General features: G+C 64.0%; 23 protein-coding genes, 1 tRNA gene and 1 pseudogene. 18 read left to right on the top strand and 7 right to left on the bottom strand.

The window, feature by feature from the left end; all coding sequences use genetic code 11:
• Positions 1-82 precede the first annotated feature (82 nt).
• From ACM9ME_RS00910 to ACM9ME_RS00895, 4 genes and pseudogenes are all read left to right on the top strand, one after another.
• Positions 83-1,591, top strand: a pseudogene (locus ACM9ME_RS00910) (YifB family Mg chelatase-like AAA ATPase).
• Positions 1,591-2,034: a DUF805 domain-containing protein gene (locus ACM9ME_RS00905; protein WP_415641524.1), complete on the top strand. Its 444-nt coding sequence runs from the start codon at positions 1,591-1,593 to the stop codon at positions 2,032-2,034. Before ACM9ME_RS00910 ends, ACM9ME_RS00905 begins: the two are co-directional and overlap by 1 nt.
• A 41-nt stretch (positions 2,035-2,075) precedes the next feature.
• A tRNA-Leu gene (locus ACM9ME_RS00900) sits at positions 2,076-2,160 on the top strand.
• Positions 2,161-2,295: 135 nt separating this feature from the next.
• Positions 2,296-2,838 carry a c-type cytochrome gene (locus tag ACM9ME_RS00895; RefSeq protein WP_415641523.1) on the top strand — a complete coding sequence of 181 codons (543 nt, stop codon included), beginning with the start codon at positions 2,296-2,298 and terminating at the stop codon, positions 2,836-2,838.
• Between the two features lie 45 nt (positions 2,839-2,883).
• On the opposite strand, the gene ACM9ME_RS00890 is transcribed toward ACM9ME_RS00895, so the two are convergent.
• From ACM9ME_RS00890 to ACM9ME_RS00860, 7 genes are read right to left on the bottom strand one after another with little or no spacing between them, the layout of a single operon-like run.
• Positions 2,884-3,105: a hypothetical protein gene (locus ACM9ME_RS00890; protein ID WP_415641522.1), complete on the bottom strand. Its 222-nt coding sequence runs from the start codon at positions 3,103-3,105 to the stop codon at positions 2,884-2,886.
• A gap of 44 nt (positions 3,106-3,149) precedes the next feature.
• The gene (locus ACM9ME_RS00885; protein WP_415641521.1) at positions 3,150-3,632 is read right to left on the bottom strand and encodes a TspO/MBR family protein; all 483 of its coding nucleotides are present in this window, start codon (positions 3,630-3,632) and stop codon (positions 3,150-3,152) included.
• Positions 3,633-3,638: 6 nt separating this feature from the next.
• The gene (locus ACM9ME_RS00880) at positions 3,639-4,820 is read right to left on the bottom strand and encodes a geranylgeranyl diphosphate reductase (RefSeq protein ID WP_415641520.1); all 1,182 of its coding nucleotides are present in this window, start codon (positions 4,818-4,820) and stop codon (positions 3,639-3,641) included.
• Positions 4,817-6,100, bottom strand: a complete 1,284-nt coding sequence (locus ACM9ME_RS00875) for a BCD family MFS transporter (protein ID WP_415641519.1) — start codon at positions 6,098-6,100, stop codon at positions 4,817-4,819. Before ACM9ME_RS00875 ends, ACM9ME_RS00880 begins: the two co-directional genes overlap by 4 nt.
• A gap of 59 nt (positions 6,101-6,159) precedes the next feature.
• Entirely contained in the window at positions 6,160-7,068 is a 909-nt protein-coding gene (gene chlG / locus ACM9ME_RS00870; RefSeq protein ID WP_415641518.1) for a chlorophyll synthase ChlG, read from the bottom strand.
• 51 nt (positions 7,069-7,119) lie between these two features.
• Positions 7,120-8,556, bottom strand: coding sequence for a transcriptional regulator PpsR (ppsR, locus tag ACM9ME_RS00865; RefSeq protein WP_415641517.1), 1,437 nt, complete (start codon positions 8,554-8,556; stop codon positions 7,120-7,122).
• Between the two features lie 32 nt (positions 8,557-8,588).
• Positions 8,589-9,446, bottom strand: a complete 858-nt coding sequence (locus ACM9ME_RS00860; RefSeq protein ID WP_415641516.1) for a cobalamin B12-binding domain-containing protein — start codon at positions 9,444-9,446, stop codon at positions 8,589-8,591.
• 317 nt (positions 9,447-9,763) lie between these two features.
• On the opposite strand from ACM9ME_RS00860, the gene bchF reads away from it, so the two are divergent.
• Genes bchF through hemA form a run of 14 tightly spaced genes read left to right on the top strand, consistent with a single transcriptional unit; the run spans position 9,764 to position 25,197 of the window.
• Complete coding sequence (gene bchF / locus ACM9ME_RS00855; RefSeq protein ID WP_415641748.1) at positions 9,764-10,255, top strand: 2-vinyl bacteriochlorophyllide hydratase; 492 nt, start codon at positions 9,764-9,766, stop codon at positions 10,253-10,255.
• The gene (locus ACM9ME_RS00850; RefSeq protein ID WP_415641515.1) at positions 10,252-11,547 is read left to right on the top strand and encodes a ferredoxin:protochlorophyllide reductase (ATP-dependent) subunit N; all 1,296 of its coding nucleotides are present in this window, start codon (positions 10,252-10,254) and stop codon (positions 11,545-11,547) included. The genes bchF and ACM9ME_RS00850 overlap by 4 nt, the downstream gene beginning before the upstream one ends.
• A gap of 4 nt (positions 11,548-11,551) precedes the next feature.
• On the top strand, positions 11,552-13,123 hold the full coding sequence (gene bchB / locus ACM9ME_RS00845) for a ferredoxin:protochlorophyllide reductase (ATP-dependent) subunit B (RefSeq protein ID WP_415641514.1): 1,572 nt from the start codon (positions 11,552-11,554) through the stop codon (positions 13,121-13,123).
• Positions 13,113-16,802 (top strand): magnesium chelatase subunit H, encoded by a 3,690-nt coding sequence (locus tag ACM9ME_RS00840; RefSeq protein ID WP_415641513.1) that lies wholly within the window; start codon positions 13,113-13,115, stop codon positions 16,800-16,802. Before bchB ends, ACM9ME_RS00840 begins: the two co-directional genes overlap by 11 nt.
• Before the next feature lie 11 nt (positions 16,803-16,813).
• A complete protein-coding gene (gene bchL, locus ACM9ME_RS00835) occupies positions 16,814-17,719 on the top strand; it encodes a ferredoxin:protochlorophyllide reductase (ATP-dependent) iron-sulfur ATP-binding protein (protein WP_415641512.1) in 906 nt (301 codons plus the stop codon).
• A 1-nt stretch (position 17,720) separates the two neighbouring features.
• Entirely contained in the window at positions 17,721-18,407 is a 687-nt protein-coding gene (gene bchM / locus ACM9ME_RS00830; RefSeq protein ID WP_415641511.1) for a magnesium protoporphyrin IX methyltransferase, read from the top strand.
• Positions 18,404-19,912 carry a PucC family protein gene (locus tag ACM9ME_RS00825; protein ID WP_415641510.1) on the top strand — a complete coding sequence of 503 codons (1,509 nt, stop codon included), beginning with the start codon at positions 18,404-18,406 and terminating at the stop codon, positions 19,910-19,912. The genes bchM and ACM9ME_RS00825 overlap by 4 nt, the downstream gene beginning before the upstream one ends.
• 11 nt (positions 19,913-19,923) lie before the next feature.
• Complete coding sequence (gene puhA, locus ACM9ME_RS00820) at positions 19,924-20,691, top strand: photosynthetic reaction center subunit H (protein ID WP_415641509.1); 768 nt, start codon at positions 19,924-19,926, stop codon at positions 20,689-20,691.
• Positions 20,688-21,338, top strand: coding sequence for a photosynthetic complex putative assembly protein PuhB (gene puhB, locus ACM9ME_RS00815; protein WP_415641508.1), 651 nt, complete (start codon positions 20,688-20,690; stop codon positions 21,336-21,338). Before puhA ends, puhB begins: the two co-directional genes overlap by 4 nt.
• Positions 21,335-21,820 (top strand): photosynthetic complex assembly protein PuhC, encoded by a 486-nt coding sequence (puhC, locus tag ACM9ME_RS00810; RefSeq protein ID WP_415641507.1) that lies wholly within the window; start codon positions 21,335-21,337, stop codon positions 21,818-21,820. The genes puhB and puhC overlap by 4 nt, the downstream gene beginning before the upstream one ends.
• Positions 21,817-22,113 (top strand): hypothetical protein, encoded by a 297-nt coding sequence (locus ACM9ME_RS00805; RefSeq protein WP_415641506.1) that lies wholly within the window; start codon positions 21,817-21,819, stop codon positions 22,111-22,113. Before puhC ends, ACM9ME_RS00805 begins: the two co-directional genes overlap by 4 nt.
• Positions 22,110-23,180 (top strand): magnesium-protoporphyrin IX monomethyl ester (oxidative) cyclase, encoded by a 1,071-nt coding sequence (gene acsF / locus ACM9ME_RS00800; RefSeq protein ID WP_415641505.1) that lies wholly within the window; start codon positions 22,110-22,112, stop codon positions 23,178-23,180. The genes ACM9ME_RS00805 and acsF overlap by 4 nt, the downstream gene beginning before the upstream one ends.
• On the top strand, positions 23,177-23,956 hold the full coding sequence (gene puhE, locus ACM9ME_RS00795) for a putative photosynthetic complex assembly protein PuhE (protein ID WP_415641504.1): 780 nt from the start codon (positions 23,177-23,179) through the stop codon (positions 23,954-23,956). Before acsF ends, puhE begins: the two co-directional genes overlap by 4 nt.
• A gap of 17 nt (positions 23,957-23,973) precedes the next feature.
• On the top strand, positions 23,974-25,197 hold the full coding sequence (gene hemA / locus ACM9ME_RS00790; protein ID WP_415641503.1) for a 5-aminolevulinate synthase: 1,224 nt from the start codon (positions 23,974-23,976) through the stop codon (positions 25,195-25,197).
• Positions 25,198-25,200 lie beyond the last annotated feature (3 nt).

The following is a 25,200-nucleotide window of genomic DNA, read 5'->3' as shown; positions in this document are numbered from 1 at the left end:
GTGTCAACGATTTGAATTTAGCACTTGCGGCCATCCCAAATATCGTGATGCGACGCTGAGGGAACAAAAGGGGGAAAAGTGCATGGTCGCGACGGTGCCGACGGTCGCCTATCTGGGGCTCGAGGCGCGCGGCGTTGAGGTGCAGTGCAACCTCGTTCCCGGTGTGCCCGGCTTCATCGTCGTCGGGCTGCCCGACAAGGCGGCATAGGAAGGCCGCGAACGCGTTCGTGCCGCCATCGCCGCGATCGGCCTGTCGCTGCCGCCCAAGCGCGTGACCATCAACCTGTCGCCCGCCGATCTGCCCAAGGAAGGCAGCCATTTCGATTTGCCGATCGCGCTTGCGGTGCTCGGTGCGATGGGCATCGTCGATGCCGAAACGCTGAGCGGCTATGTCGTCGTCGGCGAGCTTGGGCTGGACGGGCGGATCGGGCCGTCGCCCGGCGTGTTGCTCGCGGCGATGCATGCCGCCGAAACCGGGCGCGGGCTGGTGTGCCCCGAAGTCCAGGGTCCCGAAGCCGCCTGGGCAGGCAATGTCGAAGTGGTTGCCGCGCCCGGGCTGCTGCCGTTGCTCAACCATTTCAAGGGATCGCGCCTGTTGCCACCCGCGCCGATGGGCGAGGTCGAAGCACGCAACCACGGCCCGGACCTGGCGCAGGTCAAGGGACAGGAGACCGCCAAGCGCGCACTCGAAATCGCCGCGGCGGGCGGGCACAATCTGCTGATGGTTGGACCGCCGGGCGCGGGCAAATCTTTGATGGCGGCGTGCATGCCGGGGATTTTGCCCGAGCTCACGCCGGCGGAAGCGCTCGAAGTGTCGATGGTTCAGTCGGTCGCGGGCGAATTGTCGGGCGGGCGCCTGATCCGCACGCGGCCGTTCCGCAGCCCGCATCATTCGGCGTCGATGGCGGCGCTGACCGGTGGGGGCTTACGCGTGCGGCCAGGCGAAGTGAGCATGGCGCATCTGGGCATTCTGTTTCTGGACGAGCTGCCCGAGTTTCAGCGCGCGGTGCTCGATTCGCTGCGTCAGCCGCTGGAGACGGGCAACGTCACGGTGGCGCGGGCCAATGCCCATGTCACTTATCCGGCACGCGTGCAGTTGGTGGCGGCGATGAACCCGTGCCGCTGCGGACATCTGGGCGATGCGGCGCTGGCCTGCAGTCGCGCGCCGAAATGCGCGGCGGATTATCAGGCCAAGGTCAGCGGCCCGATGCTCGACCGCATCGATCTGCACGTCGATGTCCCCGCGGTCAGCGCCGCCGACCTCACGCTCCCGCCACCGGCAGAAGGCTCGGCCGAAGTCCGCGCCCGCGTCGAAGCTGCACGACAAGTCCAAACCGCGCGCTATGGCCCGGGCGGCCCGCGCACCAACGCCGAAGTCGATGGCGAATTGCTCGAACAGCACTGCACCCCCGACGAACCCGGTCGAAAGTTGTTGGCGCAAGCCAGCGAAGCCATGCGCCTGTCCGCGCGCGGCTACACCCGCATCCTGCGTGTCGCGCGGACGATCGCCGATCTGGCAGGCAGCGACGCCGTCGGCCGCATCCACATCGCCGAAGCGCTGAGTTATCGGCGGCAGGCCCCGCGCAACTGATGGAAAAGCTCCGTCTGATGGTTCGCCCGCTACGTCACTATGCCGATTTCGAAGGGCAATCGTCGCTGAAAGAATTCTGGCTCTACACCCTGCTGACGCTTCTGATCAGCATTCCGGTCTCGATCGGCGATATTGTGGCTCGATCGGTCACAACGATACATGAACCGGTATCTCTCCTTGCGACACTGCTCCTTTGGTACCCGAACTGGGCACTTGGTGTGCGGCGCCTCCACAGTCGTGGTCATTCCGGCTGGTGGATATTCACGCTGTTCGGTTTTGCGTTGATCGCATTGCTCTCGAACCAAATGGTCGGTGGATTCAGCTGGGGTCGCCACATCACCGCGATCTGGACGAGTGCTGCGGGGGTGACTGCCGTCGTTGTTTGTACGATCATCGCATTCTTGCCGGCGCTTTCCGGCGGCGAAAGACAATGTCGCGCGTAGTTGCGCGGCGGCATAGTGCTTGCTAGGCGCGCCTCCGCTGCGCGGGCGTGGTGGAATTGGTAGACGCGCCGGACTCAAAATCCGGTTCCGCAAGGAGTGTGGGTTCGATTCCCACCGCCCGCACCACCCTTTTTGGATCGCTGTGCGCCAGATTTTCGCACGGCCGGCCCGCAATCGGGGCGACCGTAAAGAAGGTTGGACAGTTGTTGCAACCAAACATACAGATAATCGTCTAAAAGCCACAATGAGGAGGAGCCGATAATGCGTTCGCGAGCGACAATTCTTCAAGGAAGCCTGGCACTGTGTATTGCAGCCTCGATGGGGCTGGCCGCGTGTTCGAAAAAGGCCGAGGATACCAGCGCGACTACCACCACCACGACTACTGAGGCGACACCGGCGGAAACCCCTGCGGCGACTCCGGCTGCGGCTCCCGCCGCCGCGGTTGCTGCCGACAACACCGATACGGTCAGCGGTGTTAAATATGCCAGCTACACCGGTGACGCCGCCAAGGGTGAAACCGATTTCATCACGTGCAAGACCTGTCACGCCATCGAAGAAGGCGTGAACAAGATCGGGCCGTCGCTGCATAATGTCGTCGGCCGCAAGGCAGGCACGGTTGCCGGGTTCACCTATTCCGCCGCCAATAAGGGCAGCGGGATCACCTGGACCCCAGAAAAGCTGTTCCAGTATCTCGAAGCGCCGCAACGCGTGGTTCCGGGGACCAAGATGACCTTTGCCGGCTTCTCCGATCCGCAGAAGCGCGCCGACGTCATTGCTTATCTGAAGAAGAATTCGGGAATGTGAGCCCTTCGTGATGCCTTTGGCGGAACCTCGGTTTCGCTGAAGGCATCACCCCTTGGGTCGTGGACCCGTGAAGAGATCGGCAAGATGCGCCGGGAATGACAGCGCCAGCGCCAGCGCGGTCCATCGCCAATCGGCACCGGTCAACGCCGTCCGTAGCGCCACCATCATCAACGCACCCGGCAGCAAGCGCCATAAGGCGACTTGCACGGGCCATCCAGCCTTGATTGTTAGCCACAGGAATTCGGCGGCAAGCACGCCCAAGATCACATCGACGGCATGGCCTTGGGCAAACAGCCAGTCGACGATCGCGTTCAGGAGAACGGCCCGTTAAGCCGCACGATGACCATGTTGTAATAGCCGGCAAACGTCACCCACAACAGATACGGGATCAGCAACGCCGCCCCCCACATGGTTCGCCGCCACAAGATCACGATGAGCGCAACGATCGACAGCCATAACCCGGCGACCTCGATCAACGCCCAATCGGGGCGGTGCAGGCGAAAGAACAACAGGCTCCACACGATATTAAGGAAGCCGTTGAGCGCGAACATCCCGATCATCCATTCGCGCTCGCGCCAATCCAGCGTGGTCAGCCAGCCGGCGACCCCCGCCAGCGCGGTAAGGGCATAGATCAGCGTCCAGGCGAGCGGATAAACCTCATCCGACGGCGCCCAGCGTGGTTGGACCAATGACCGGTACCACGTTCCGATCTCGGTCATCGTCCCCCCCATCACCGCGACCAGGATCACGGCGACTGCGGCGATAATGGTTGGGGCCAGCCAGGAACGACTCATCGCCGCTCACCCTCTCGATTGCAGCAAATGATACATATCCTTCAGGAAGATCCGAAAATATGCGAGCGGGTGAGCCATGACCAGACGCTTGTTCATATAAGCCTGCCACGTCAATAACTGCACATCGCGGTCGGCGCACATGGTCACGAAACGCTCTCGCCGCCGGTCGTTGTGATACCAGAAATGCTGCATGACGGACAAAATCCAGAATGTCGTGCCATTGGCGCGCATGAATCGCTTCCGCGCGCCCGCCAGAGCCTTTGGATTGCCCGAAACGAGGAAGTCCTCGACCGCGCTGGCGGTATATCGCGCCGCCGTCATCGCGTAATAAATCCCTTCCCCCGACGCCGGCGCAACGACCCCGGCCGCGTCGCCGGTAACGACCACGTCGCGGCCATTGTCCCATTTGCGCAGCGGCCGTAACGGGATCGGCGCACCTTCGCTGCGGATCGTTTCGCAACCCGCAAGCCCGGTGCGAAAACGCAATCGTGCAACCGATTCACGCAGGCCAAACCCCTTGCTTGCGCTGCCGACACCGACGCTGGCGGTATCGCCGTGGGGGAACACCCAAGCGTAAAAATCGGGCGACAGTTCCGCCTGATAATAGACGTCGGCGCGGCTCCGGTCGAAGCCCGCGTCATCTGTCTTTGGGGTGCGAATTACCTCATGATAGGCGAAGACGAACGGGGTCTGTTCGGCACCCTTGAGTGCCGCCCGCGCAACACCCGAGCGCGCCCCGTCTGCTCCGACGACAGCGCGCGCCCGAATGCGCTGTTCGATCCCGCCCCGTTCGTCGACATAGACCACGACTGCGCAGCCATCCGGATCGCGATCGAGCCGCTCGAAATTGCCGGTGCGGCGCTCCGCCCCGGCTTCGGCGGCGCGGTTGCGCAGCCATTCGTCGAACACTTCGCGATCGACCATGCCGACAAAGCCGCCGACCGGCATATCGACCGCCCTTTGGGATGGCGCGACCATCCGCGCCGCAACCGCGCGACCGACGATAACATCGTCGGGGATAGCGAAGTCGCGGATCAGGCGCGGCGGAATAGCGCCGCCGCACGGCTTGATCCGCCCGCCGCGGTCGAGGAGCAGGACCGATCGTCCGGAGCGAGCGAGTTCGGTTGCGACGGTTGCGCCAGCGGGTCCGCCGCCGACGACGACGCTGTCATAGGTATGACCTGTCACGCCGCCAGGCTGGCCAAGGGCCGTGGTGCGGCGCGCGACGCCGCGCTGATCGCCAGAATCGCCGCCGCCAGGAATAATGCCGCTTCGATCGCAAAGACGATTGTGAAGGCCTTTGGCGTAGATCCGATGATCGCCCGGCCGGCATCGAGACCGACGGCGCCGATCAACCCACCCGCGCCAAAGCCGATCGCCTGCGCAGCACCCCACACGCCCATGCGAATGCCTTCGCGCCCGCCCTGTGCGTTTGATCCTCCCGCTCCAGCCAATCCCATCATCGCGCCGATGGCGGCCACTGCGAACACGCCGTTGGCGAATCCAAGCACCGCGATATTGGCACTAAGCGGCCAGGCGGGCCCGACACGTGCGGCGACCGCCAACCCTGCCAGAGCCAAAGCCGAACCAACACATCCGCCGACGATCCAGCGCCCCATGCCCCACCGGCGCGTGCCGCCGAACGCACCGCCGCCGACACCGACCAGAATCATTCCGACCAGAACGCCGCCATGTTGGACCGCGGACAATTGCGTCGATTGGGCAGGCGTGAAGCCGAATAACAGCCCGGAAAAGGGCTCGAGGATCAAATCTTGCATCGAATATGCGAACATCGACAGCAAGACGAAGATCGTGAACCGGCGCGCCTCATCGTCGGCCCACATCTCACGCAACGCCGATCCGAAGCCCGGAGCAGGTCCGACCGCGACGGGGATGGCTATCGCTGGTTCCGTGACTTGCCCCTCAATCCCCCAAACCGCGAACGTTGCGATAAGGAACGCGGCACCCGCAATCCCGCCGGTCACAGCCGCCAGCCGTGCCAGGGAAAACGGGGCAAGCAGCGAACCCGCAAAGCCTGCAGTGACGACGATACCGGCGACCATCATGATCCAGGTAATCGACGCCGCCGCCGCGCGTCGCTCCGGAGCGACGCGGGTCGCCAGCAGCGCAAGCAGCGACGTTCCCGCCGCGCCGACGCCAGCGCCGACCATCGCAAAGGCGAATATCGCGAGCGGATAGCCCGCCACTGTATGGGTCGCGAGCAGACCGAGCGCCGCCACGGCGAGCAACATTCCTGTTGCGAGCACGGCCATGCCGCCGACGATCCATGGCGTCCGCCGCCGTCCGCGGTCGGAGCCGTGTCCCCAAAGCGGCCGCGTGAGCTGTACCGCATAATGCCACGCGACCAGCCCCGCCGGCAACGCCGCGGGCAGCGCATATTCGACGACCATGACCCGGTTGAGCAACGAGGTTGCCAGCATCACGATGCCGCCGATGGCGCTCTGCACGAGTCCGAGCCGGACAATTCCGGCCCAACCCAGTGGCAGCTTTGAGTCGGACACCCGGCTCACAGTCCCAACACTCCGCCCAGCCCGAACGCCGATGCCAGCATGCCAAGCACGTAAAGCGTGGTGCCCGTCGCATTATACCACGGCGTGTGTTTGCGCGGATCGGACAGCAGTCGCGGCATCAGCGCAAATTGGCCGAGGACGAAACCGGCAACGATCGCCGCGGCGAGGTGATGACCCCAGGCGGCCAGCAACGCCACGACAATCAGCTGCGGCAACGCCATCACCACGCACGCCAGTTTTGCCGCACGATCGAGGCCGAGCACGACAGGCAGCGATCGCAGTCCCGTCGCACGATCGCCCTCGACCGCCTTGAAATCGTTAAGGGTCATGATCCCGTGCGCGCCGAAACTGTACAAGGCGAGGATGATCAGGACATGCGTCGGAGGCAAAGCGCCGGCCATCACGCTGGCCCCCGTAAACCAGGTCAGGCCTTCATAGGTCAGCGCGACCACGGCCGGGCCCCAGATGCCGCTCACCTTGAAACGAAATGGCGGCGCGCTGTAACCCCATGCGCAGACGAGACCGACGGCGGTCCCGGCGAGCACCCAGCGGCCCGTTACGGCCGCAACGGCAAGCGACAGCACTGTGCCGATGATCGCAATCCGCAAGCCCCATTGCCCGGCAATCCGCCCTGACGGGATCGGTCGCTTGGGTTCGTTGATCGCGTCGACGTGTCGATCGAACCAGTCGTTCACCGCCTGGCTGGTACCGCACACCAAAGGCCCAGTCAGCAGCACACCGGCGATCAGGAACGGCCAGCGTTCGGCGATCGGGACACCCGACGAAACAACGCCGCACATGAACGCCCAGATCGGCGGAAACCACGTAATCGGCTTGAGCAATTCCAGGACGTCGCGGGCGGCAGGCGGCCGGTGGACAATCGGCGCGGCGCTCAGGCGATCCATGAGTTCAAGCTAGGTCACACACCGTGGGGCGTCAAACCAAATTGACACCCTTTACTGGTCGCCAGCCACCAGATTGCCGAGGCCGTGACGGTGCAGCTTCGAGTAAAGACTTTGCCGGCTGAGCCCGAGGATTTCAGCCGCGGATGCGCGATTGTCCGACGTATATTCCAGCGCCGCTTCGATGCACAGGCGTTCGATCAAGTCGGTCGATTCGCGGACGATCTCCTTCAGCGACATCCGCCCGACCAATTCGGTCAGCTGTTCGACCGAGCGCGGCGCGTCGCGGACCAACGCCGGTGCGTCGCGCAATCGGCGGGCGACATTGCGGATCGTGAAGCCATAACAGGTCGTGCTGCCCATCGGCGCGACGACCGCCGAAACCTCGATCTCCTCCTCGGTGCCCGCCGATCCGCGCAAGATGCTGGCGACGTTGCGGACCGAGCCATGCTCGCGCAACTGGCCGATGATTAATTCGAGGTCGATGCCCGGGCGGCCGAGCCAGCTGCCCAGCCGCGCGCCCTTGATCCGGTCGATCGACGGCATCTGTGTAATCTCGATGAACGCGGCATTCGCGGTCAGGATGTTCAGATCGGCATCGGCGAGCACGAACGCATCGGGCATCCGTTCGACGACGTCGCGCAACGTCGCATCGTGACGATGGTGATCGGCGACAGTGTCCTGTTCGGCGGTGATACGCACCAGCAACAACGCGGTGCGCGCCTGCCGGAACAGGCGTGCGGAAATATCGGCTGCGCCCCGCGCATTGTTCAGGCGCAGCGTCACCGGCGCGACATCGTCGGCTGCCTCGACCGCCCCGAGATAGGCCACGAACGCGTCGCGGTCGCGCGGATCGAAGATCGTCTGCGCCTGATCGCCGATCAGCGCGCCATCATCGGCATCGAGCATATGGTGCGCCGCCGGATTGGCCTCCCGAATGCGGCGCGTCGCAGCATCGATGATCAGCACCGGTTCCGATGCGATCTCGAACAGCAAACGATAGCGGGTCTCCGCCTGGCGCAGACGAATGTAATCGCGCTCGAGCGATTGCTGCGTCTGGAGCAAACGCTGCTGCATCATCGCCGCGCCACGCATGTCGCGACCCACGGCGACAAGTCGAGAGCCTTCGTCCAGTGCCATGACCATGTAACGTACCGGCACATCGCCGCCCGCCGCGGGGTGATTGATCTGCCGCCAACGCGGTGTCGCACCGTCCTTGACGGCGTCGGCCAGCATCTCGGCCACTTTGCCGCGGCTTTCCGGCGTGACGGTGTCGACCCAGTCGCTGCCGACCCAACTGGCAAAGCCGTGACTGGCCAATTCGCCCTGTGCGACCGCAATATCGAGGATCTTTCCCGCCGGGGAGAGGATAAACGTCACATCACCAACGGCCGCCAGGATGGACGACGCGCTGCTCGGCGACAGTGGACCCGGCATCGTTTCCGAATGCGCAAAGCCCGTCATGCGGGGCGGGGCGATAGGCTTGTTCATCTCATGACGTCCACGTCCGAACCTATCGACTGTTAAGTGAAGTCCACGACCTCCGCTTTGCGTGCGCGGACCAAATCCGCCGCCACGATCAAGGCGAGTTTCGCATCACTGGCCGTACCATCGGCCCCAACCTGGTCCGCCAGATCGGGATCGGTGCCAAACATCCTGCCGCCGACCATGATGCTGACACGAGGATTTCTCGAGCCACACCGCAGTGCAGCAATAAGCGAAGGCAGCGGGGCGATATGGTAATCGCAATTGACCGTCAATCCGATCATGTCGAACCAGTCGCTACCGACGCGACCGACCAGTTCATCGGTATCGGCTTCGCTCAGTCGCGCGGTCACCCAACCGCCGCGGCGAAACACCTCATCGACGACGAGTGCGCCGAAGCTATGCTGGTCGCCGGGCATCGAGGCGAACAAGGCGCGGCATCCGACCGCGGGCTCAAGCCCGCCGTCCGGGCTGCGCGTCGCGATTTCGTGAACCACTTCCTGCAACCGCCACAACCCCATGGTCACGTCGACGAAATCGCAGCGATCATCCTCCCAATATTCGCCGAGCAAACGCGCCGCCGGGGCCAGCAGGTCGACCATTACGGTTTCGATCCCGGCGCCGCGCGCAAGGTGCCCTTCGATGTGGGTCAGAAGTTCGTCGGCTTCGACTTGCAGCACCAGCATTGCCAACGCTTCGACATCGGCGGCGACGAATGTGAGGTCCGTCTCGGCGGGCCGTGGGATAGATGACGCAGGGGCATGCGCGACCATCAACCGCGGAATGATCTCGCTCTGGATCAGCTTGGACAACGAACGGTCGTAATCGACATCCGCACGCACGCGAAACTGGGCGAGGCTTTCCGAATTTCCGTTAAATCGACGTCGCAACCCCACAGACGCTCCCGACCGGTCTCCGCCGTTTTCACGCTGCCATCCACTCTCACTAAACTGTACGGACGATGCCATTGTCCGGCTCTCCCAAGCTCGTCGAAGATTACTCCTGACCTGGGCCGCCATTAGTTTTGGAATGCCCCGCGACTCGGAGCTTATGCCTATCAAACGCGCGTGACAACGGGCGTCGAACGAATTCGAGTGTCAAATAGTTTGGACGTCAATTTAGGTTGACGGTTGCCGATCCGCAGTCCTAGTCTGCATGCAACGGCGGAGGGTTGTTCAAGGCGATGCAGGTCAAAAACCTCACATTCGCGAAAATGCCGGCTGGCACGGCTCGCCCTCTCTACACGCCCGAGCAACGTCGCCGCCGGGACTCCAGCCGCTGGACCCTGGTGCAAGGTATCCTGGCGCCGATTCAATTCCTGATTCTCCTGGTCAGCGTCGTCCTGGTCGTGCGTTATCTGGTGACCGGAGAAGGCTCGGGCGTCGCCGCCGCTTCGGTCGTCATCAAGACGTGCGCGCTTTATGCGATCATGATCACCGGATCGATCTGGGAAAAAGTGGTCTTCGGCAAATGGTTGTTTGCCGAAGCGTTCTTCTGGGAAGACGTGTTCTCGATGCTCGTGCTGGCGTTGCACACGGCCTATCTCATCACTTTGGCGTTTGGCATCGGCACCGAGCGCGGGCGAATGATCCTCGCGCTCGCCGCTTACGCCAGTTACGCGATCAACGCGACGCAGTTCCTGCTCAAGCTGCGCGCCGCGCGGTTGCAAGGCTCGATGGGCTCAGCCCTGGCGGTGACGCAATGACGTTGGCGGTCCCGTCCCTGCCGACCGGCAGCGACTGCGCGCCGGCTTCGTCCAAGCGCGAAGTGTTGCGCGAACGCGGCCAGCGCGAAGTGTTCTGCGGCCTCACCGGGATTATCTGGCTGCACCGCAAGGTGCAGGACGCATTCTTCCTCGTCGTCGGCTCGCGCACCTGCGCCCACCTGCTGCAATCGGCGGCGGGCGTGATGGTATTTGCCGAGCCGCGTTTCGGCACCGCGATCATCGAGGAACGCGACCTCGCCGGGATGGCCGATTGCAATGAGGAGCTCGACCGTGTGGTCGATCGCCTGCTGGCACGCCGGCCCGAAATCAAATTGCTGTTTCTAGTCGGCTCCTGCCCGTCCGAAGTGATCAAGCTCGATCTGTCGCGCGCCGCCGCGCGGCTGTCGGTCAAGCATGCCGGCGGCACCAAGATCCTGAACTATTCGGGCAGCGGGATCGAAACGACGTTCACCGAAGGCGAAGACGCCTGCCTCGCCGCACTGGTGCCCGATCTTGCCGCCGATCTTTCGGACGCACCCAGCCTGATGATCGTCGGCGCTTTGCCCGATGTCGTCGAGGACCAGTTCCTGCGGATTTTTGCCGAACTCGGGATCACGACGGTCCATTCACTCCCGGCACGGCGCGCAGCTGCGATGCCGCCCGTCGGCCCCAATACGCGGTTCCTGCTCGCCCAGCCGTTCCTCGGCGAGACGGCACGCGCGCTGGAAGATCGTGGTGCACAGCGGCTCGACGCGCTATTTCCGTTCGGGGCCGAGGGAACGACCAATTGGCTGCACGCCGCCGCAACCGCCTTTGGTGTCGACGAAATGCACTTTCGCAGCGTCATCGCGCCGGGCCGCGAGCGGGCAAAACGCGCGATCGAACATTCGCGCAGCCGGCTTGAGGGCAAGACGATCACTTTCCTGCCCGACTCGCAGCTCGAAGTGCCGCTGGCGCGTTTCCTCGCGACCGAACTCGGCATGATCCCGGTCGAAGTCGGTACGCCCTATTTGCACCGCCGCCATCTCGAGCAGGAACTGGCGCTGTTGCCCGAAGACACGTTGATCAGCGAAGGTCAGGATGTCGACAAACAGCTCGACCGGGTCCGCGCTACGCAGCCCGACCTCACCGTGTGCGGCCTCGGCCTCGCCAATCCGCTGGAGAACGAAGGTCTGACGACCAAATGGGCGATCGAACTGGTGTTCTCGCCGATTCACGGCTTCGATCAGGCGGGCGACCTCGCCGAACTCTTTGCGCGTCCGTTGCGGCGGCGTGACGTGTTGAGGGTCTGACGCCGTGCAGCTGACCGTCTGGACGTATGAAGGCCCGCCGCACGTAGGCGCGATGCGCATCGCGACGGCGATGGAGGGGGTCCATTACGTCCTCCACGCGCCGCAGGGCGATACCTATGCCGATTTGTTGTTCACGATGATCGAACGGCGCGGCAAGCGCCCGCCGGTTACCTACACCACGTTCCAGGCGCGCGACCTGGGCAAGGACACGGCCGAATTGTTCCAGGCCGCGACGCGCGATGCTTATGCGCGGTTCAAGCCACAGGCGATGCTGGTCGGAGCATCGTGCACCGCCGAACTGATCCAGGACGATCCCGCCGGCATGGCGCAGGCGATGGGACTGCCCTGCCCCGTCGTCGCGCTCGAATTGCCGAGCTATCAGCGCAAGGAAAATTGGGGCGCGGCGGAAACATTTTACCAATTGGTCCGCAAGCTGGCGGACAAGGATGCACGCGCTTTGCCACGCGAGGGGCGTCGCCCGCGCGTCAATCTGCTCGGCGCGACGGCGCTCGGTTTTCGGCACCGCGACGACGTGATCGAAATCACCCGGTTGCTCGGCACGATGGGGATCGACGTCAACGTGACGGCTCCGCTGGGTGCGACGCCCGCTGATCTGGCGCTGCTCGGCGAGGCCGATTTCAACATCTGCCTTTATCCCGAAATCGCCGACACGACGTGCCGCTGGCTCGACAAGACCTTCGGACAAAAGACTATCCGCACCGTGCCAATCGGCCATGCGGCGACGCGCGAGTTCATCGCTGAAGTCGCCGAGCTCGCCGGGGTCGACCCAACGCGGGCGCTCGACACGTCGAACATGCCGTGGTGGAGCCGTTCGGTCGACTCGACCTATCTGACCGGCAAGCGCGTTTTCATTTTCGGTGATGCGACTCATGCCGTTGCCGCTGCCCGCGTGGCGCGCGACGAACTCGGCTTCGAGGTCGTCGGCCTCGGCTGTTACAATCGCGAATTCGCGCGCGACGTGCGTGACGCGGCGAAACTTTATGGCGTCGAGCCGCTGATCACCGACGACTATCTCGAGGTCGAGGACGCGATCGCCGCGCTGCAACCCGAACTGGTGCTTGGCACGCAGATGGAGCGCCACATCGCCAAGCGGCTGCGCGTGCCCTGCGCGGTCATTTCCGCGCCGGTCCATGTGCAGGATTTCCCGGCGCGTTACTCGCCGCAAATGGGGTTCGAAGGCGCCAACGTGCTGTTCGACACCTGGGTCCATCCGCTGGTGATGGGGTTGGAGGAGCATCTGCTGACGATGTTCCGCGACGATTTCGAATTTTCGGACGCGAGCGGCGCGAGCCATCTCGGTCATGGCTCGGCCCCTGCCAAAGCGCATGATGCGGCGGCGGCACCTGTCGTTCAGCCAATGGTCGATGACGGTGAGCTGGCCCCTGCAGTCGAAACGACCGGCTGGACCGCCGACGCCGAAAAAGAATTGCTGAAAATCCCGTTCTTCGTGCGCGGCAAGGCGCGGCGGAACACCGAGCGTTATGCCACCGAGCAGGGGCTGTCCGCTATCACGCTCGACACGCTGTACGATGCGAAGGCGCATTATGCGCGATAGCATTTCGCCCTCCGCAACCGTCGCGCAGCCGGTTCCCGTGCGCGTGGTCATCATCACTCTCGACAATCATTTGTCGGGCGCGATCCAGCGCGCGCAGGCGCGGCTACTCCGCGAAAATTCGGGAGTCACGATCGGCTTCCACGCCGCCGCCGATTGGGAAGAAAAGCCGGAGGCCCTCGCGGCCGCGCATGCCGACATCGCCCGCGGCGACATCGTCCTGATGACGATGCTGTTCCTCGAAGATCACGTCCGCGCCGTCCTGCCGCAATTGCAGGCACGCCAGAACGATTGCGATGCGATGGTCGGGCTGATGTCGGCGGGCGACATCGTCAAGCTGACCCGCATGGGCGATTACCGCATGGACAAGCCCACCACCGGCTTGCTGTCGCTGATCAAGAAAATGCGCGGCACAAACAAATCCGGCGCAAGCTCGGGTGCCGGACAGATGGCGGTGTTGCGGCGTTTGCCCAAGCTGCTGCGTTTCGTGCCGGGAACCGCGCAGGACGTGCGGGCCTATTTCCTGACGATGCAATATTGGCTCGCGGCGTCGGACGACAATGTCTTCGACATGGTCCGTGGCTTGATCGATCGCTATGCCGATGGCGAGCGCCGGGCGCTGCGCGGCACGATGAAGGCCGAAGCGCCGCGCGATTATCCCGAAGTGGGCGTTTATCACCCTGCCCTGCCCGACCGGATCGCCGCGACCGCGACCGAATTGCCGCGTCACCGCGATGCCAAGGGCACGGTCGGCCTGCTGATGCTGCGGTCCTATGTGCTGGCCAAGGATGCCGGGCATTATGATGGTGTGATCGCGGCGATGGAGGCCCGCGGGCTGAACGTCATCCCGGCATTCGCGGGCGGCCTCGACGGGCGTCCGGCGATCGAGACGCTGTTCATGCGCGACGGTGTGCCAATCGTCGATGCGGTGGTGAATCTGACCGGGTTCAGCCTCGTCGGTGGCCCGGCCTATAACGACACGGCGGCGGCCGAGGCGATGCTGACCAAGCTCGACCGCCCTTATATCGCCGCGCATCCGGTCGAGTTTCAGACGCTGCAGGCCTGGGGCGCCAACCGCCAGGGTCTGCTCCCGCTCGAATCGACGATGATGGTTGCGATCCCGGAACTCGACGGCGGTACCGTCCCGATGATGTTCGGTGGCCGTTCGGACGGCAGCGACGCGCCCTGCACCGGCTGCGCACGGCATTGCACCTTCCCCGCCGCGACCGAAGTCCGGGCGATGCAACCGTGCAGCGAGCGCGCCGAAATGCTCGCCGCGCGCGTGACCAAGATCATTGCCTTGCGCCGTGCCGAAAATGCCGAAAAGCGCGTTGCGGTGGTGCTGTTCAATTTCCCGCCCAATGCCGGCGCCGCAGGCACCGCGCAGTTCCTCAGCGTGTTCGCATCGCTCCACGCAACGCTGCAGCGGCTTGAGCGCGAAGGCTATGATGTCGACGTGCCGGCGACGGTCGACGATGTCCGCAACGCCATATTGGGCGGCAACGCCGCGCGCTACGGGACCGAGGCAAACGTCCACGCCCGGGTCAGCGCCGACACGATCGTCGCCCGCGAAACCTATCTCGACGAGATCGAAGCGAGCTGGGGGCCGGCGCCGGGCAAGCTGCAATCCGACGGCACAGCGGTGCAGATCCTCGGCGCGCAATTCGGCAAGATCTTTGTCGGCCTGCAACCGGCACTGGGTTACGAAGGCGATCCGATGCGCTTGCTGTTCGAGGGCCGCTTCGCACCGACACACGCTTTTGCGGCCTTTTATCGCTGGCTACGCGAGGATTTTCGGGCGCATGCGGTGCTGCATTTCGGCACGCATGGCAGCCTGGAATTCATGCCCGGCAAGCAATCCGGCCTGAGCGCCGAATGCTGGCCCGACCGGTTGATCGGCGATTTGCCAAACATCTATCTCTACGCCGCCAACAACCCGTCGGAGGGCGTTTTGGCCAAGCGCCGTTCGGGCGCGACGTTGGTATCGTATCTGACTCCCGCACTGACAAACTCAGGCGTGTACAAAGGTCTGGCCGCGCTCAAGGCCACCGTCGAGCGCTGGCGGGCCACGACGCCCGCCAGCGATGAAGCGCGCGAACTGGCCGAATTGATCGTCGACCAGGCCGATGCCCTCGACCTTGACGGCCACGACGTGCGGGCGCTGGCCGCACGGCTCTACGAGATCGAGCGCGAGTTGATCCCGCAGGGGCTGCACATCGCCGGCGAGGCTGCGACCCGCGAAGAGCGGATCGACATGATCGCCGCATCTTCCGATGCGCGCGGTGAGAAACTGGCGCATGACGCGATCGTCGCGTTGATCGACGGCATGCTGAAGGCCGATACCCCGCTGCTCAAGGATATGCTCGCGCTCGACCGTGCGCTGTCGGCCAATGGTGAGATTGACGGCATCGTCCGCGCGCTCGACGGACGCTATATTCTGCCGGTGGCCGGCGGCGACCTGCTGCGCTCGCCCGAGATCCTGCCGACTGGCCGCAACATTCACGGGTTCGACCCGTTCTGCATTCCTTCGGCCTATGCCGTTCGCGATGGCGCGGCGCAGGCACAGCGGCTGATCGACCGCAGCCTCGCCGATTCCGGGCATCTGCCCGAAACAGTGGCGATGGTGTTGTGGGGCACCGACAACCTCAAGAGCGAAGGCGCGCAGATCGCCCAGGCGATGGCGCTGATGGGCGCGCGCCCGCGCTTCGACAGCTACAACCGCTTGGCGGGCGCCGAATTGGTCAGCCTCGCCGAACTCGGTCGCCCGCGGATCGATGTGGTCGTCACTTTGTCGGGCGTGTTCCGCGACCTCCTCCCGCTGCAAACACGGATGCTGGCACAGGCGGCGTTGCTCGCGGCCGAAGCAGATGAGCCTCTCGCGCTCAATTTCATCCGCCGCCACGCTTTGTCGCACAGCGCCGAACATGGCTGCGATATCGAAACCGCTGCGTTGCGCGTGTTTTCCAATGCCGAAGGGGCCTATGGCGCGAACGTCAATCTGATGATCGACACGGGCGCGTGGACCGATCCCGACGAGCTGGCCGACAGTTTCGAGCGGCAGAAGGGTTTTGCTTACGGCGTCAAAGGCGCACCGGTTCGTCAGGCGGCGGTCCTCGCAGCGGCGCTGAAGACCGTCGATTGCGCCTATCAAAATCTCGAAAGCGTTGAGCTCGGCATCACCAGTATCGATCAATATGTCGATACGCTCGGCGGGATCAGCCGCGCCGTGACTCGCGCCAAGGGTGGCCAAACTGCGCCGGTCTATATCGGCGACCAGACACAAGGTGCGGGCAAGGTTCGCTCGCTGCAGGAACAGGTCGCGCTCGAAACCCGCACCCGCATTCTCAACCCGGTGTGGACCGAAAGCTTGCTGCGCCACGGCTATGAGGGCGTCCGCCAAATCGAAGGCAGCGTCACCACCACCATGGGTTGGTCGGCGACGACGGGCGAGGTCGATCCGTGGGTCTATCAGCGGATCGGCGAGACCTATGTGCTCGACGCCGCGATGCGCGAACGGATCGCGGCGCTTAACCCCAAGGCGGCGGCGCGTGTCGCCAACCGCCTGATCGAAGCATCCGACCGGAATTATTGGCAACCCGACGCGGCGACGCTCGCCGCACTCCATGCCGCCAGCGATGAACTCGAGGATCGTCTCGAGGGTGTCGTTGCGGTTGCGGCATAAGGAACAAGATCATGGCATTACTCGATCCCCCCACACGCGTTCGCGACCAGATTGGCCTCGACGGCGACGGCAGCGTCCAGGTTGCGCTCGACCCCAGCGACCGCATCGGCAATGCGAAGGTATTCGCCGTCTATGGCAAGGGCGGCATCGGCAAGTCGACCACCTCGTCGAACCTTTCGGCAGCGTTCTCCCTGCTCGGCAAGCGCGTGCTGCAGATCGGCTGCGACCCAAAGCATGACAGCACGTTCACGCTGACCAAAAAACTGATGCCGACGGTGATCGACATCCTCGAAACGGTGAATTTCCACGCCGAGGAATTGCGACCCGAGGATTACATGTTCGAAGGCTATAACGGCGTGATGTGCGTCGAAGCCGGCGGCCCCCCGGCGGGCACTGGATGCGGCGGCTATGTCGTCGGGCAGACGGTCAAACTGCTCAAACAGCACCATCTGCTGGAAGAAACCGATGTCGTCCTGTTCGACGTTCTCGGCGACGTCGTGTGCGGCGGGTTTGCAGCACCGTTGCAGCATGCCGAGCGCGCGGTGGTCGTCGCCTCCAACGATTTCGACAGCATCTTCGCAATGAATCGCATCGTCGCGGCGATCAAGGCCAAGTCGAAGAATTACGACGTGCGCATGGCGGGCGTCATCGCCAACCGGTCAGCCGCAACCGACGAGATCGACCGCTTCAACGAAGCGACTGGCCTCAAGACCCTCGCGCATTTCCCCGATCTCGACGCGATCCGCCGCAGCCGCCTCAAAAAATGCACCCTGTTCGAAATGGAACAGACCCCCGAGGTCGCCGCCGCGTGTGACGAGTATAAACGCCTCGCCGCGACCATGTGGGCCGGTTGCGAACCGCTCGACGCAAACCCGATGAAGGATCGCGATATCTTCGAATTCCTGGGGTTCGAATGAGATGACGACGGCGACGTACGACCGGTTTCGCGGCAATCTCGAAACCTATTTCGACCGCACCGCGGCAAAGGCGTGGGAGCAGCTGACGTCGGACGCGCCGGTCAGCGGTATTCGCGCGACGGTTCGCGCCGGACGCAGCGAGATGCGCGACACGCTGCTCGGTTGGCTGCCGGCGGACATGCGTGGCTTGCGCTTGCTTGACGCGGGCTGCGGTACGGGTGCGCTGGCGGTGGAAGCGGCCGCGCGCGGGGCCGAAGTCGTGGCAATCGACGTCGCGGGCAGCCTCGTGAAGATTGCCCAGGACCGGGCGCCTGCCGCGGCCGCCATCGATTGGCGCGTCGGCGACATGCTCGATCCGGCGCTGGGCAGCTTCGATCACGTTGTCGCGATGGACTCGCTGATCCATTATCAGGCCGCCGACATCGTCAACGTGTTGCAACAGCTGGCGCGGCGCACACGCGGCTCGATCGTCTTTACCTTTGCCCCGCAAACCGTGTTGCTCAGCGCGATGCTCGGCATGGGCCGGTTGTTTCCACGCAGCGACCGCTCGCCTGCGATCCGCCCGGTGCGCGACACCCGGCTGCGCGCGCTGATCAACACCGCAATGCCCCAGGCGCGCATCGGCCGCGACCGTCGCATTTCCGCCAGTTTCTACACCAGCCACGCCTTGGAGATCATGCCGGGATGAGCCATCTCGCTGCCCTGAAGAGTTCACTGGCGCCGCAGATCGCGCCCGATGGCGCTGCGGAAATGACTCGTATCGCCTCGCTCAAGACCGGCGCATTCTGGAACCGTCTCGGCGCGCGCTTCCTGCCGTTCGCGGATGCCGCGACGAAGGAACTGCCGCTTCGCCGCCTTCTGCGATTGTCGCTTTTTCAGGTTTCGGTCGGCATGGCCGCAGTCCTGCTGACGGGCACGCTTAATCGCGTGATGATCGTCGAACTGGGGATGTCGGCGTCGGTCGTCGCGATCATGGTCTCGCTGCCGCTGCTGTTCGCGCCGTTGCGCGCGCTGATCGGCTTTCGCTCTGACACGCATCAGTCGCTGCTCGGCTGGAAGCGTGTGCCGTATATCTGGTTCGGCACCTTGATGCAGTTTGGCGGGCTGGCTTTGTTGCCGTTCGCGTTGCTGGTGATGACCGGCGGCGGCAAAGGTCCCGCGGTAGTCGGACAAATTGGTGCCGGGCTCGCGTTCCTGCTCGTCGGTGCGGGGATGCACACGACGCAGACGGCGGGGCTCGCCCTCGCCACCGATTTGGCACCCGAAGACGCGCGACCGCGGGTTGTCGCCTTGCTTTACGTCATGCTGCTGATCGGGACGATGGTCAGCGCGATCGTGATCGGTCGTTTGCTGGCCGACTTCACCCCCACGAAACTCGTTCAGATCGTTCAGGGCGCGGCGGTGCTGACCATGGTTCTCAACGTGATCGCCTTGTGGAAGCAGGAAGCGCGCAACCGGTCGGCGACGCAGAGCGCAATTCCGGCGCTGCCGTTCCGCGAAATCTGGGCGGTCTTCATCGCCCGGCCAAAGACGATGCGGCTGCTCGTTTCGGTCGGCCTTGGTGCCGCCGCCTTCAGCATGCAGGACGTTTTGCTCGAGCCTTATGGCGGTCAGATCCTCGGTCTGTCGGTCGGGTCGACCACGTCGCTCACCGCCTTGTGGGCGGTCGGGATGCTGGCGGGATTCGCCTATGCCGCGCGCCATCTCGGCCAAGGGACCGATCCGCATCGACTGGCGGGCTATGGCGGCGTGATCGGCGTCGCCGCGTTTCTGTCGGTGATCTTTGCCGGGCCGCTCCATTCGGTGCTCCTGCTTGCAGCCGGCGCAACATTTATCGGCTTGGGCGGCGGATTGTTCTCGGTCGGCACGCTGACCGCGGCGATGGCGATCGCCGATACCGACGCAGGCGGCGGTCGCAACGGTCTCGCTCTCGGCGCATGGGGCGCGGTCCAGGCGACCGCCGCCGGGCTGGCGATTGCCGTCGGCGCATTCGCCCGCGATGCGATTTCGGCGGCGGCGATCGACAACCGCCTGGGTCCAACTCTGGCTGGCCCGGTGACCGGATATGTTGCGGTCTATTGTATCGAGATCTGCCTGTTGTTCGGCATGCTCGTCGCGCTCGGCCCGCTGGTCAGCGGCACGTCGCAAACCACCCTAACCACCCGCTTCGGCCTCAGTGAATTCCCGGCTTGAAAGGCAGTATGATGCATCCGCAACTTACACCCAGTATCGATGTCGCCCTCCTCGTATTTTGGGCGTTCGTCCTGTTCTTCATCGGCTTGGTGTTTTACCTCCGCCGCGAAGACCGGCGTGAGGGCTATCCGCTGGAGGATGAAGTGTCCGGCCGCGTCGAAACCGCGGGTGGCCCGATGCACACGAGCGCGAGCAAGTCGTTCCGCCTGCCGTTCGACCGCGGTATGGTCAGCACCCCGACCAAGGGTCGCGAGCCGGTCGATATCGCCGCCCGGCGGATGGAGCGGTCATCAGGTTCGCCGTACGTCCCGACCGGCGATCCGTTCACCGACGGCATCGGACCGGCTGCCTGGGCCGAACGCGCCAAGCATGCCGATCTCGATATGGACGGCCATCCCCGGATCGTGCCGCTCAGCAGCGCACCCGATTACAGCATCGCGCGCGAAGATGCGGGCGTGACCGGCTGGCCGCTGATCGGTGCCGATGGCGAAGTCGCCGGAACGGTGACCGATTTGTGGATCGACAAGGCCGACCGGCTGGTCCGGTATATCCAGTTCGCCAGCGAGGGCGGACCGGCGCTGGCCCCGATCATGATGGCGAAGGTCGACCGGCGGAAGCGGCAGATCACGATCGATGCGCTCCGCGCGAGCCAGTTTGCCGGTGTCCCGCGCTTGGGTGCCATCGACCAGATTACGCTCTATGAAGAAGAACGTGTTCAGGCCTATTTCGGTGGTGGCTATCTCTACGCTACGCCCGATCGTCAGGAGCCGATTCTGTGACCGAATATGAAGTTGAGCCGATTCCTGGCCTGCCGGGCATGCTCCCGCCGGGGGAGCACATCGTGTGGCAGGGTTCACCGGATCGGCGCGTGCTGGCCCGCACCGCATTTCATACCCGGGCGATCACCGGTTATTTCGCGGTCCTCGTCGCTTGGGCGATCGGCAGCGCGCTGGTGACAGGCGTCAAATCGCCGGGTGACCTGGTCGGTGTGGCGATGACGGCGATGCTCGGCATCGTCGGTGTCGGGCTGCTCCAATTGCTCGCCTGGGGTTCGGCGCGGACGACGATCTACACGCTCACCAACCGCCGGATCGTGCTGCGGATCGGCATTGCCGTGCCCAAATGTATTAACCTGCCGCTCGGCATGATCGGGTCGGTCGATCTCGCGGCGCGCGCCGATGGCTCGGGCGATCTGCCGCTGGTTATCACCGGTACGCCCAAGCTCGGTTACCTGGCACTTTGGCCGCATGCCCGCGCGTGGAAACTGGTCAAGCCACAGCCGATGCTGCGCGCCTTGCCACAAGCGGAGCATGTCGCGACGATGATCGCTCAGGCGTGTCTCGCTATGAACCCGGGTGGACGCGTCACTGCGCCCGAAACGCATGCCCACGCCGTGCCGGCCTTCGCGGAAGCTGCTGCAGCATGAGCGCGACCCACAGCCATGCCGACATGCTGCCAAAGGGCACATTGTACTTGGCACTGGCGCTGTTCCTGTTCGCGCTGACCGCAACGATCATCGTTCGCATTGCGCATATCCCGCCCGCCGCCTCGCCCGCCGCGATGCGGACCGAGGCGCATATCGCGCCGGTGGCATCGCGCGACCTGCGCTTTCTCGATCGGGCCGATGGGGCCGTGGTGATCGACGATGTTCGCACCGGTCAGAACGCCGCGATCATCCATGCCGGCGAAAAGACCGGCTTTATCCGCGGCGTGATGCGCGGCCTCGCCCGCGAACGGCGCGCACACGGCATCGGCGACACGCCGCCGTTCAACCTGACCCTGTGGCAGGACGGCGAATTGTCGCTGACCGATAGCGCCACTGGCCGCTCGATCGAACTGACCGCCTTCGGCACGACCAACCGCGCCGCATTCGCCGCTTTGTTGCCCGCAACAAAGCCCGCCGCATGATCGCCTTGCGCCGCACGTCTTTCGACACGCCTTGCCGGGTCGAAATCGAGTGCAGCGACGAAAATCTGTGCGCGCATGTCGAGTTGGCGAACGGCGTGGTCGTCGGCCCCGGCGACCGGGTTCGTGTCCACGGCGCGCCGATCCGAGTCGGCTTTGGTGAAAGCCGCGTGATCGACCGTATCGCCACAGTCGAACGCGCCGGCGCACTCGAGCGCCTGTGGACCAAGCTCGCCGGGCATTTCGAGATGACCGAGCTTTACGAAGTCAGCTTCACCGATCGGACGACGATATGAATGCGATTACCCCGATCAAGGCCGCGCCCGACAGCGAAACCATGGCCATTGCGCGCGAAGACACGGTTTTGTCGCCCCGCTTCTACACCACCGATTTCGCCGCGATGGACCGCATCGACGTGTTGCCGGTGCGCGGCGAATGGGACGCGCTGATCGCCGAAATGGCGAGCGATCCGAACAAGCTGCACTTCAAGCGGACCGAAGCATTTGACGGCGTCATCGAAAGCCTGCCCGACGGATTGCGCGAAGAGTTTACCGATTTCCTCGTCAGCTCGCTCACGGCGGAATTTTCGGGCTGCATCCTGTATGCCGAAATCGCCAAGCGGGTGACCAATCCCGACATCAAACAGCTTTTCAAACTGATGAGCCGCGACGAGAGCCGTCATGCCGGTTTCATCAACGACACGCTGAAGGACGCCGGTATCGGCATCGATCTCGGCTTTCTCACGCGGACCAAGAAATACACGTATTTCCGTCCGAAATTCATCTTTTACGCCACCTATCTCAGTGAGAAGATCGGTTACGCGCGCTACATCACCATCTTCCGCCATCTCGCGCGGCATCCTGAGCTGCGGTTCCACCCGATTTTCAACTGGTTCGAATTGTGGTGCAATGACGAATTCCGCCACGGCGACGCGTTCGCGATCCTGATGCGGACCGACCCGAAATTGCTGTCGGGCGTCAACAAATTGTGGATCCGGTTCTTCCTCGTCGCGGTCTATGCGACGATGTATGTGCGCGATCATAACCGCCCCGCATTTCATCAGGCATTGGGCATCGACCCGACCGATTACGACCAGCGCGTCTTCACGATCTGCTCGGAAATCACCCGCCAGGTTTTTCCGGTGGTGCTCGATACCGACAGTCCCCGCTTCGCGCGCGGACTGGAGCGGATGCGGCGGATCGCGGGCGGCATCGACGCGGCGGCCAAACAAGGTGGCGTCCTTGGCGGGATCAAGCGGATCGGCCTGATCGGCGCCGCGGCGATCAACTTCGTTCGCCTCTATCTGACTCCGGTCAAGCATAACGAAGCCCCCGCAACGGTGCGGATGGTCCCGGCCTGGTGAGTCTTCCGCCGCTTCTGTTTGCCTTGTTGATGTGGTTCATCGGGACCGCCGCGGTGGTGTGGCTGGACAGCCGCCCGCGCCACACGTTCAAGAACAGCTTGGCGGTGTGCGGGGTCATCGCGATCGCGGCGACAATCGCGGTGTGGTTCTATGCCGACGACCGGAGTGCGAGCGGTGCCTATGTCGGGTTCGGTGCCGCCATCCTGATCTGGGGCTGGCATGAAATGAGCTTCCTCATGGGGATCGTGGCGGGTGGCAGCAAAGAGCCTTGTCCCGTCGGCGCGACCGGCTGGCCGCGTTTCAAAGCGGCGACGGCCACGGTGATCCATCACGAATTGGCCATTGCCGCAACGGCATGTGTGCTGTTCGCAATCACTTGGAACCAGCCCAATCAAGCTGCACCGCTGACATTCCTGCTGTTGTTCGTGTTGCGGTTGTCGGCGAAGTTCAACCTGTATCTGGGCGTCCCCAATTTGAGCGACGAAGTGTTTCCCGAACACCTCGCTTATCTCAAAAGCTATTTCCGTGTTGCGCGAATGAATCCGCTATTTCCGGTGTCGATCGTGGTCGGCAGCGGGCTTGCCGTATGGGCGTGGCTGGCCGCGGAAGCGGCCCCCGCGGGCAGCGGCGCGGCGGCAAGTGCGACGCTGATCGCCGGACTCGCAGTTTTAGGCGTCGTCGAGCATTTATTTCTGGTTCTCCCGCTGCGGGATGCTAAGATGTTTCGCTGGGCAATCAATGACAAGACGGCGGCAGAGCCCGCCAAGTACGAATGAGTGGTGGGGAGAGCGTAATGAATTACGAGTTGGTGTTCTCTGAGCAGCTCGACGGACTCCGTGAAGCGGGCAATTACCGCGTCTTCGCCGAGCTCGAGCGCCAGGCCGGCAGCTTCCCGCGCGCCAAGCGCTGGACGGCGGAAGGCCAGGTTCAGGACGTCACCGTATGGTGTTCGAACGACTATCTCGGCATGGGCCAGCATCCCAAGGTGCTCGACGCGATGCATGAAGCGCTCGATCGCTGCGGCGCGGGCGCGGGCGGCACGCGCAACATTTCGGGCACCAATCACCAGCATGTCCTGCTCGAAGCCGAACTCGCCGACCTCCACGGCAAGGAAGCGGCGCTGATCTTCACCTCTGGCTATGTGTCGAACTGGGCGGCGCTCTCCACCCTCGCCTCGCGCCTGCCCGATTGCGTCGTGCTGTCCGACGCGCTCAACCACGCCTCGATGATCGAAGGCATTCGTCACAGCCGCGCCGAATGCCACCGCTGGCGGCATAACGATGTCGCGCATCTCGATGAATTGCTGTCGCAGGTCGCGCCGGGCCGCGCGAAACTGGTCGCATTCGAAAGCGTCTACTCGATGGACGGCGACATCGCGCCGATCGCCGAGATTCTCGACGTGTGCGAAAAGCACGGCGCGCTGACCTATATCGACGAAGTCCATGCGGTCGGGCTGTATGGCCCGCGCGGCGGCGGTGTGGCCGAAGAATTGGGCCTGATGGACCGGATCGACGTGATCGAAGGGACGCTGGGGAAGGCGTTCGGCGTCATGGGTGGGTATATTACGGCGTCGAAGAATCTGTGCGACTTCGTCCGCAGCTTCGCGAGTGGTTTCATCTTTTCAACGGCCCTCCCGCCGGCGGTTGCCGCCGGCGCGACGGCGTCGATCCGGCATTTGAAAGAAAGCCAGATCGAACGCGTGCGTCACCAGAATCGCGTGAAGATCGTGCGGCAACGGCTCGATGCACTGGGTATTCCGCACCTCAACAATCCCAGCCATATCATCCCGGTGATGGTCGGCGACGCGCATCACGCGAAGATGATCAGCGACTGGTTGATGGACAATCACGGCATCTATGTTCAGCCGATCAATTACCCGACCGTGCCCAAGGGGACCGAGCGGTTGCGGATCACGCCATCGCCCGTCCACACCGATGGCGACATCGACCGGCTGGTCGAGGCGATCAGCGAGATCTGGTCGCAATGCGCCTTGGCGCGACAGGAACTGGCCGCGTAGTCC

It is taken from the genome of Sphingomonas antarctica, from assembly GCF_965137005.1.
Classification (GTDB): Bacteria; Pseudomonadota; Alphaproteobacteria; order Sphingomonadales; family Sphingomonadaceae; genus Sphingomonas_O; species Sphingomonas_O antarctica.
The sequence above is the reverse complement of the archived record's forward strand: the minus strand, read 5'-3'. Positions and strand labels throughout refer to the sequence as shown.